General features: G+C 43.2%; 1 protein-coding gene and 1 pseudogene. One reads left to right on the plus strand and one right to left on the minus strand.

The window, feature by feature from the left end; all coding sequences use genetic code 11:
- Positions 1-165 (plus strand): annotated as a pseudogene (locus R7Q11_RS28440) (DUF547 domain-containing protein); the annotation flags it as partial.
- Positions 166-274: 109 nt separating this feature from the next.
- Here the strand turns inward: R7Q11_RS28440 and R7Q11_RS28445 are convergent.
- The coding region (locus tag R7Q11_RS28445) for a DnaJ domain-containing protein (protein ID WP_225467261.1) at positions 275-558 on the minus strand (284 nt) is incomplete at its 5' end.

Below are 558 nucleotides of genomic sequence, written 5' to 3' on the forward strand. Positions count from 1 at the left end.
CTAGGTGACACGGCGAAAATATCTTCAATTTATGAGTGGTTTGCCGTTGATTTTGGTGGTGAGAAAGAGGTGTTTAACCACATCAGAAAGTACGCGCCACAATACAACCATTTTTCAGGTCGGGTGAAGCACGACTACGATTGGAACTTGAACCAAGCCGACTGATTTATCCAGCCTTGTTCAGCTTGAGATGCTTTTAACCACCGATAACCCAAAAGCTAAAAAGGGCACCAAGTGCCCTTTTTACTTTCTAGTTTGCTTGCTAGATTTTGGCTTACTTAAAGCCTTTTACCTTTTTAATTAAATCGTAAGCGTTTTGAATTTCTTGCGATTTTTCTTTTGCGACGTTCATCATTTCTGGCGGTAAACCTTTGGCCATCAATTTATCAGGGTGGTGCTCATTCATTAACTTACGGTAAGCTCGTTTAACAGTTTTACCGTCCGCCTCTGGTGACACATCCAAAATTTTGTACGCATCGGCCAATTGATCCGCCTGTGAGGCTTGCTGCCAACCTGACGACTGGTATTGGCCTTGTTGCTGACCATGGAAACCACCTT

Source organism: Vibrio sp. 970, assembly GCF_033339075.1.